Source organism: Shigella sp. FC1567 (assembly GCF_001743015.1).
Taxonomy (GTDB): Bacteria; Pseudomonadota; Gammaproteobacteria; order Enterobacterales; family Enterobacteriaceae; genus Escherichia; species Escherichia coli.
The window spans coordinates 1-7,999 of the sequence record NZ_MIIV01000093.1; the positions used below are offsets into that span (position 1 = coordinate 1).

11 protein-coding genes and 1 pseudogene are annotated in these 7,999 nt (G+C 49.1%); 4 read left to right on the forward strand and 8 right to left on the reverse strand.

The features are described 5' to 3' along the window. Together BHE85_RS07185 and BHE85_RS27295 are read left to right on the forward strand one after the other, a co-directional pair. The coding region (locus BHE85_RS07185) for an IS1 family transposase (protein WP_000317683.1) at nucleotides 1-261 on the forward strand (261 nt) is incomplete at its 5' end. A 1-nt stretch (nucleotide 262) separates the two neighbouring features. Then, a pseudogene (locus BHE85_RS27295) lies at nucleotides 263-388 on the forward strand (protein YdjO); the annotation flags it as partial. 3 nt (nucleotides 389-391) lie between these two features. Here the strand turns inward: BHE85_RS27295 and tcyP are convergent. From tcyP to hxpB, 3 genes are all read right to left on the reverse strand, one after another. Continuing rightward, on the reverse strand, nucleotides 392-1,783 hold the full coding sequence (gene tcyP / locus BHE85_RS07190; protein ID WP_001010697.1) for a cystine/sulfocysteine:cation symporter: 1,392 nt from the start codon (nucleotides 1,781-1,783) through the stop codon (nucleotides 392-394). Between the two features lie 132 nt (nucleotides 1,784-1,915). Continuing rightward, complete coding sequence (locus BHE85_RS07195) at nucleotides 1,916-2,506, reverse strand: metal-dependent hydrolase (RefSeq protein WP_128832474.1); 591 nt, start codon at nucleotides 2,504-2,506, stop codon at nucleotides 1,916-1,918. Between the two features lie 162 nt (nucleotides 2,507-2,668). Continuing rightward, nucleotides 2,669-3,337: a hexitol phosphatase HxpB gene (hxpB, locus tag BHE85_RS07200; RefSeq protein ID WP_000106834.1), complete on the reverse strand. Its 669-nt coding sequence runs from the start codon at nucleotides 3,335-3,337 to the stop codon at nucleotides 2,669-2,671. Nucleotides 3,338-3,483: 146 nt separating this feature from the next. Here hxpB and BHE85_RS07205 point away from each other — a divergent pair, with 146 nt between their 5' ends. After that, nucleotides 3,484-4,020, forward strand: a complete 537-nt coding sequence (locus BHE85_RS07205) for a YniB family protein (RefSeq protein ID WP_000222150.1) — start codon at nucleotides 3,484-3,486, stop codon at nucleotides 4,018-4,020. A 40-nt stretch (nucleotides 4,021-4,060) separates the two neighbouring features. Here BHE85_RS07205 and BHE85_RS07210 read toward each other — a convergent pair whose 3' ends face one another. The 3 genes from BHE85_RS07210 to pfkB all read right to left on the reverse strand — a co-directional run bounded on the left by BHE85_RS07210 (nucleotide 4,061) and on the right by pfkB (nucleotide 6,347). Continuing rightward, complete coding sequence (locus BHE85_RS07210) at nucleotides 4,061-4,921, reverse strand: fructosamine kinase family protein (protein WP_000267654.1); 861 nt, start codon at nucleotides 4,919-4,921, stop codon at nucleotides 4,061-4,063. A 105-nt stretch (nucleotides 4,922-5,026) separates the two neighbouring features. After that, nucleotides 5,027-5,317, reverse strand: coding sequence for a type V toxin-antitoxin system endoribonuclease antitoxin GhoS (gene ghoS / locus BHE85_RS07215; protein WP_000146159.1), 291 nt, complete (start codon nucleotides 5,315-5,317; stop codon nucleotides 5,027-5,029). Between the two features lie 100 nt (nucleotides 5,318-5,417). Then, nucleotides 5,418-6,347, reverse strand: coding sequence for a 6-phosphofructokinase II (pfkB, locus tag BHE85_RS07220; RefSeq protein WP_000251738.1), 930 nt, complete (start codon nucleotides 6,345-6,347; stop codon nucleotides 5,418-5,420). Between the two features lie 286 nt (nucleotides 6,348-6,633). Between pfkB and BHE85_RS07225 the strand changes: the two genes are divergently transcribed. Continuing rightward, complete coding sequence (locus BHE85_RS07225; protein ID WP_000771397.1) at nucleotides 6,634-7,392, forward strand: DUF481 domain-containing protein; 759 nt, start codon at nucleotides 6,634-6,636, stop codon at nucleotides 7,390-7,392. Between the two features lie 52 nt (nucleotides 7,393-7,444). Here BHE85_RS07225 and yniD read toward each other — a convergent pair whose 3' ends face one another. Together yniD and BHE85_RS07235 are read right to left on the reverse strand one after the other, a co-directional pair. Continuing rightward, the gene (yniD, locus tag BHE85_RS07230) at nucleotides 7,445-7,552 is read right to left on the reverse strand and encodes a small membrane protein YniD (protein WP_001142445.1); all 108 of its coding nucleotides are present in this window, start codon (nucleotides 7,550-7,552) and stop codon (nucleotides 7,445-7,447) included. A gap of 186 nt (nucleotides 7,553-7,738) precedes the next feature. Further along, nucleotides 7,739-7,999 (reverse strand): IS1 family transposase (locus tag BHE85_RS07235; protein WP_000317683.1); only part of this gene is annotated, 261 nt, incomplete at its 5' end.

Sequence of the window (7,999 nt, forward strand, 5' to 3'; positions counted from 1 at the left end):
ACACTGGAGCGTCTTCTGAGCCTGCTGTCGGCCTTTGAGGTCGTGGTATGGATGACGGATGGCTGGCCGCTGTATGAATCACGCCTGAAGGGAAAGCTGCACGTTATCAGCAAGCGTTACACTCAGCGCATTGAGCGACATAATCTGAATCTGAGACAACATCTGGCAAGGCTGGGACGGAAGTCACTGTCGTTCTCAAAATCGGTGGAGCTGCATGACAAGGTCATCGGGCATTATCTGAACATAAAACACTATCAGTAAGTTGGAGTCATTACCCATTTTTTTCGCTGACGATCTGTTTAAATATGAGTCAGTATGCATCGCCGCGATGGAACATTTAAAAAGTAAAGCAACGGCCCCTATACAAAACGGACCATTGCCAGCATAAGAATTAACGGTGTGCCAGTTCGGCGTCGTCTTCGCTATCCAGAATGGCTTTATCGGTTTGCTTCAGCCACTGGCTGGTCAGCGTGCCAGCTGTCATCGAGCCACTAACGTTTAGCGCCGTACGGCCCATGTCGATAAGCGGTTCAACGGAGATTAACAGCGCCACCAGGGTTACTGGCAGGCCCATCGCAGGCAGCACAATCAGTGCGGCGAAAGTTGCACCACCACCGACACCGGCAACGCCTGCGGAACTAACGGTAACAATACCGACCAGCGTCGCAATCCACATCGGGTCCAGCGGGTTAATGCCAACCGTAGGCGCAACCATCACCGCCAGCATTGCCGGATACAAACCGGCGCAGCCGTTCTGACCAATGGTTGCACCGAAAGAGGCGGCGAAACTGGCGATGGATTCAGGAACGCCCAGACGACGCGTTTGTGCTTCCACATTCAGTGGGATAGACGCAGCACTGGAACGGCTGGTAAAGGCAAACGTCAGCACAGGCCATACCTTACGGAAGTACTTCAGCGGACTCACGCCATTAATGCCCAGCAGAATGCCATGCACTGCAAACATAATCAGCAGACCGAGGTAGGACGCGACAACGAAACTTCCCAGTTTGATGATGTCTTGCAAGTTAGAACCTGCAACCACTTTGGTCATTAGAGCCAGAACGCCGTAAGGGGTCAACTGCATGACAAGGCGAACCAGTTTCATCACCCAGCTTTGTAGGGTATCGATAGCGGCTAAGACGCGTTCACCTTTCGGCGCATCATCCTTCAGCAGTTTCAATGCAGCTACGCCGAGGAATGCGGCAAAAATTACCACGCTGATAATTGACGTCGGATTGGCTCCGGTAAGATCGGCAAACGGGTTTTTCGGGATAAAGGACAAGACCAGCTGCGGAACGCTCAGATCAGAGACTTTACCAACATAGTTACTTTCAATGGCGTTCAGACGTGCAGTTTCTGCACCACCCTGAACCAGACCTTCAGCCGTCAAACCAAACAGGTTGGTGACCAGCACACCGACCAGCGCCGCAATCAGCGTGGTAAACAAAAGCGTACCGATGGTCAGAAAACTGATTTTGCCTAACTGAGATGCGTTATGCAGACGGGCAACCGCGCTCAGAATAGAGGCGAAGACTAACGGCATAACGATCATTTGCAGCAGTTGAACATAGCCGTTACCAACGATGTTAAACCACTGTACAGAATCTTTAAGTACCTGGCTGTCAGAACCATAAATGGTATGCAGGGCAAGGCCAAAAACCACACCCATCACCAGACCCACCAGCACTTTTTTCGCCAGACTCCACTGTTTATGGCGGGTCTGAGCCAGCGCAAACAGCAGTACAACGAACACCACGATGTTCGCAATTAATGGAAAGTTCATCCCCGTTCTCCTGATCTTATTATTTCTATCACTGCGTAGCAGTCATAGTGTTGGCGCAAGATTAACAGAACTGTGAGCTGGCTCTTATATTCAAATGGAATTGCTTATTCCAGAAAGGTGATTTTTGTCTTTTTAGTATTCAACCTGATGCTTAATAAGCCGATGAAACTGGATCTGCAAGGTATTGATTATTTGCGATGACCAACGAACAGCGCTGTTCTCGGGTAATGAATGGGGCATCCATACCGACCAGACAAATAATGCCATACAGATAAAACGTTCCAGTTGGTTGCCCTTTTGGGGAACTAGGATAGGCAAGCGGAAACGCCAGCGGCATGGCCAGAGCAGGGGAACACCGGCGGGTGTCAGCATATCGGCAAGTATGTGGCTCAAATAACCCAGCACCATTCCTTGTAGCGCATCAGCCGGAATGAACCAGCCTTCCGGAACCTTAAGGTAAAAGGCTGCCAGCAGCGCAAATACCGCCAGCAGACTGTGGGTAAAACCACGATGCCCAAAAGCGCGGGCGATCGGTTTTGATATCCATTTTAATCGCTGCCCAAGAAACGACTTTGGGTGATCGATGTCCGGTAACAAACACGTCAGGATTGCGGAAGGGACAATATGCCACCAGTCACCCTGTGCCAGCACGGGCGTCAGCTCGGCATTTTTGGCAAATACCGCACAAGCAATAGAAAAGAGAAGGTGACCTTCCGCCGTCATGATAAAACTCACTAAACTGTCGATACGTACAGTATAGGATTTTTATACAGTGCACGGAAGTGGTGACGGTGTAACTCTTTCTCTTAAATTGACGATTAATCCGTCAGTTGAATGCAAATTCAGATAAAGAACCAGGGGCAGCGTGATCACTGCCCCTGGTCATTAACCGAGAAGGTCTTTTGCGGTGAGTTCTGTCAGCGATGAGAGTTTGACGTTTGCTAATACAAAACGTGGATCATTTTGCGCTTCTGGCGCAGGAACGACGATGGAACGCATGCGGGCTGCTTTAGAAGCGATCATGCCATTTACCGAGTCTTCCAGCGCCACGCAGGTCAGTGGGTCAACGCCCAGTTTTGCTGCGCAGTCGAGATATACTTGCGGATGCGGCTTGCTGTAAGGCAGTTTTTCAGCCGAGGCGAGGGCATCGAAACTGTCGCGTAAGTCAAACATGGTCAACACTTTTTCCAGCATATGTAGTGGTGACGCGGAGGCCAGTCCCACCAATAAACCTTGTTCTTTGCATAACGCAACAGCTTCGCGCACGCCTGGTAATAATGGACGTGTCTCTTCAACCAGTGAAATGGCACGGGCAATAACCCGTTCTACTACTTCCTGACGGCTTGGCCCATTCCACGGTTGCCGGGCGTACCAAAGATCGACCACCATATCGATGCGTAAACCTAAGGTGTCCGGCAGCTCGTTACGACGGGAGATATCCACCCCCAGGCTTGCCATCACATCCAGTTCGGCTCGATCCCATAAAGGTTCTGAGTCGATAAGTAATCCATCCATATCAAAAATTGCAGCAAGAATCTGACGCGGGGTTGACATTACAACCTCTCCTTTAGAGCATTATGTGTAAGGTATTAAGCCGTGCTTATGATTAAGCGCCTATCATATCGCCTTTAAAGAATGGGCGAAAACAGATATCTACAGGTAAACTAAGTGAAACGACGCGTCTTAATCAAGGAGAACTCATGACGTATCAACAAGCTGGACACATTGCTGTTTTGAAAAGGATTTTGGGTTGGGTGATTTTTATACCTGCATTGATCTCTACATTGATTTCTTTGCTGAAATTTATGAATACCCGGCAGGAAAACCAGGAAGGCATTAATGCGGTCATGCTCGACTTTACTCATGTCATGATCGATATGATGCAGGCGAATACGCCTTTTTTGAATCTGTTCTGGTATAACTCCCCGACGCCCAATTTTAATGGTGGCGTGAACGTTATGTTCTGGGTGATTTTCATCCTGATTTTTGTCGGACTGGCGTTGCAGGATTCCGGTGCCCGAATGAGTCGCCAGGCGCGCTTCTTGCGGGAAGGTGTTGAAGATCAACTCATTCTGGAAAAAGCCAAAGGGGAAGAGGGGCTAACGCGTGAACAAATTGAGTCCCGTATTGTTGTTCCGCACCATACTATTTTCCTGCAGTTTTTCTCACTGTATATCCTGCCGGTTATTTGTATTGCTGCAGGTTATGTGTTCTTTTCTCTGCTTGGGTTTATTTAATCAAAAGGCCGCACACAGCGGCCATTATCTTCAACCCATATCATGCTGCTAATAATCTATCCAGTGACTGCTGAGCAATAACCAAATGCTGACCGCCAAATAACCTTGCACGATTTAACAGCGTGTAGAGTTGGTAAACCGGTTGACGTTCAAGGAAATCGGCAGGTAGCGGGGATACTGACTGATAGCCGTCATAGATTTGTGGCGGCTGTTCAGTATGCAGCGGTAACATCGCCAGGTCGCACTCTCGGTCACCCCAGTAGCAGGCAGGGTCGAAAATGTACGGGCCATCCGGACCCAGCGCACAGTTGCCGGACCATAAATCGCCGTGCAACAGAGAAGGCTGCGGTTGATGCGAGGCCAGACGCTGCTGAATATGCTCGACGATGGCGTCGATATTGCCGAAAGCGATCCCTTTCTCTGCTGCCAGTTCCAACTGCCAGCCAATCCGTTGTTCAGCAAAAAACGTTGACCAGCGACGTTGCCAGGTGTTGGGCTGTGGAGTTGTGGAGAGCGAGTTATCAAAATCGAGGCCAAATTGTGGTTGGTCACTCCATTGATGTAAACGCGCAATTTGCTGACCAAGAATAAATGCGCTATGCGCATCCAGCGGACGAGGTGGGAGATAATCCATCACCAGAAAACTGTAGTCACGGTCAGCGCCTACTGCCCAAACCTTAGGCACGGTGACGGTTTTACTACGCGACAGTAACTCCAGTTGGTCGGCTTCGGCGGTAAAACCGGGAAGCAGTTCCCTTTCATCACATTTGACGAAAAAGTCATGTCCTGCATAGCGCAAATGCCATGCGGCATGGACTTCTCCGCCAGGCAGTTCATTACGCAGTTCGATTTCGCCTTCACCTAACTGCTCGCTCAAAAGACGACTGATTGCCTGCCACATGATGTCTCTCCCATGTTGTCTGCCAGATCATAAGGTTAGCGCAAGAATGCGGTGTAAAAACACGAGCTAACGCACACCACAGACTGATTATTGCCCAAAAACCATTTATTTTCTGTTGCTATTCCATTCCTCCCAGGTCGTGATGGTGATTTCAGGATCTTTGCCGGTTGCACTTTGGGTAAGCCCCGAAACCAGTTCTCTAATTTCTTCTTCACTTTGGGTACTGATAAGTCCAAAAGTGTTAGTCCCCAGCTCATGGATATTTCCCTCATCATCCGTCATGGTGAGCAAAAAACCGTCGCGAGTCAGGTAATTATTCAACTCGTTAATTTCAGTCAATGTATCCTCATGCAACATGACGGTTATGACATAACGGACAAGATCGCCACTGGCCATAGTTCACCCCTTTGTTATCACATGACTTTTGAGCATAGTCGGAGAAACGCGTTGCCGACAGGTTGGTGGTGATTCCCCCAATGCTGGGGGAATGTTTTTGTTAGCGGGAAAGGTAAGCGTAAATTTTTTGCGTATCGTCATGGGAGCACAGACGTGTTCCCTGATTGAGTGTGGCTGCACTCCCCGCAGCTACGCCAAAACGGACCATCTCTTCAAGAGAGGCATTTTCTGCCAGTTTCAGTGTCATCGCGCCGACCATGCTGTCACCAGCGCCAACGGTACTCTGGCTTTTCACCGGTGGTGGCACCACCTGAATGCAGTTTTCACTATCAACACCCAGCGCTCCTTGTGGACCAAGGGAAACGACAACCCGTTTGGCCTTGCCGCTATTAACGATTTCCTGCGCGGCTTTGCGGACATCGTCCGGCTGGGTGAGTTCGCGATTCACCAGCGCACTGAGTTCTTTTTGGTTAGGCTTAACCAACTCGATGTTACCAATTGCCAGTGCTGCACTTAACGCTTCGCCAGAACTGTCGACGATGCAGCGGATCCCTTGTTTTTGCGAAGCGGAAATCAGTTGGGTTAATTTTTCCAGCTTCACACCTGGCGGCAGGCTTCCGCTTATGACTAGGATGGCCCCGGATTCAATTTCCAGAACTTGCTCTTCAAGCTGGCGAAACTCATCTTCATTTAATGCCGCGCCTGGCATAACAAAACGATACTGCTCACCGCTTGCTTCCACATGTACATGTAAATTCTGCCGGGTCCAGTCTTTGGCTTCTACAGTAGCGACGGGGACATTTTCATCCGCCAACAGTGAAACCAGGTGTTCGCCGGTCGCGCCACCCGCCGGGAAGATCGCTGTGGCACTGCCTCCAAGATGGGCAATGGCGCGGGCGACGTTGATGCCGCCGCCCCCGGGTTCGAACACCGGTGCGGTACAGCGCAGTTTTCCTTCGGGATAAATTTGCGGGGTAATTGTTGCGCTATCGAGAGAGGGCGCAAGTGTCAACGTATAGATACGTACCATCATTTCCTCCTATAGGCTGATTTCAGTCTGGCACCGAATCAGCGGAAAGTGAAGAAATTAACAATATGATTTATTGGAGCTTTATTTAAAATTTTGCAGATAAATATATATAAATAAAAATCTGTTTTCGCCACATGCTTATTCAAAAAATGAAATAAGAATACATTGCTAAGTTATTCGCGCCTTTTTATAATTCGTTACCTTTCCAGGGACGCTAATCTTTGATCCTTAAGAAAGTTTCCGGGACCGCGATGGTCTCTTTTTTTGTTGTACGGACTCTTGATAAATGAAGCTTTTGAAGACAGTTCCTGCCATCGTTATGTTGGCGGGGGGCATGTTTGCGTCACTGAATGCAGCTGCCGATGATTCCGTTTTTACTGTCATGGACGATCCTGCCAGCGCTAAAAAACCTTTCGAAGGTAATCTGAACGCAGGATATCTTGCACAATCAGGCAATACGAAAAGCTCCTCACTTACGGCTGACACCACCATGACCTGGTATGGACAAACCACTGCCTGGTCGCTGTGGGGGAACGCCAGTAATACTTCTTCTAATGATGAGCGTTCTTCAGAAAAATATGCGGCGGGCGGGCGTAGCCGCTTTAATTTAACTGATTATGACTATTTATTTGGTCAGGCAAGCTGGCTGACAGACCGTTATAACGGCTATCGAGAGCGCGATGTGTTGACCGCGGGTTATGGTCGTCAGTTTTTGAATGGCCCGGTACACAGTTTCCGCTTTGAATTCGGTCCAGGTGTGCGTTACGACAAATATACCGACAATGCCAGTGAAACTCAGCCGCTGGGCTATGCCTCCGGGGCTTATGCATGGCAGTTGACTGACAACGCTAAATTTACGCAGGGTGTTTCGGTCTTTGGCGCGGAAGACACAACGCTGAACTCCGAAAGCGCATTAAATGTTGCTATTAATGAACATTTTGGACTGAAGGTGACTTACAACGTTACATGGAACTCTGAACCTCCAGAGTCTGCACCGGAACATACCGACCGTCGGACAACCTTATCGCTGGGCTACAGCATGTAAAATTATCTGCCGGACCGTGTTATGCGGTCTGGCTGTCTTCGTTTGTCACTGCTCAGCCCCAAATCATTGCTGCCCAACGTAGCAACAACATAGCGCCACAGATTGCCAGTAGCACCACCACCATCTTCCAGTGTTTTTTATCAAAGCGTTTAGTCGGCATACCAGTGTCCTGCATATCTCTTGTGCGTGATAACGGAGTGTAACAAAAGGGACGGGCATCAAGGGATTTTTTGTTATTACAGCCGTTGGGTGGCGTTGTACACCTGGTCACTGTTTCTGCGTTTTATGAAAAAATAATATTATGCATCAACATATATATCGAAAATAGTTGGGTAATGACTCCAACTTACTGATAGTGTTTTATGTTCAGATAATGCCCGATGACCTTGTCATGCAGCTCCACCGATTTTGAGAACGACAGTGACTTCCGTCCCAGCCTTGCCAGATGTTGTCTCAGATTCAGATTATGTCGCTCAATGCGCTGAGTGTAACGCTTGCTGATAACGTGCAGCTTTCCCTTCAGGCGTGATTCATACAGCGGCCAGCCATCCGTCATCCATACCACGACCTCAAAGGCCGACAGCAGGCTCAGAAGACGCTCCAGTGT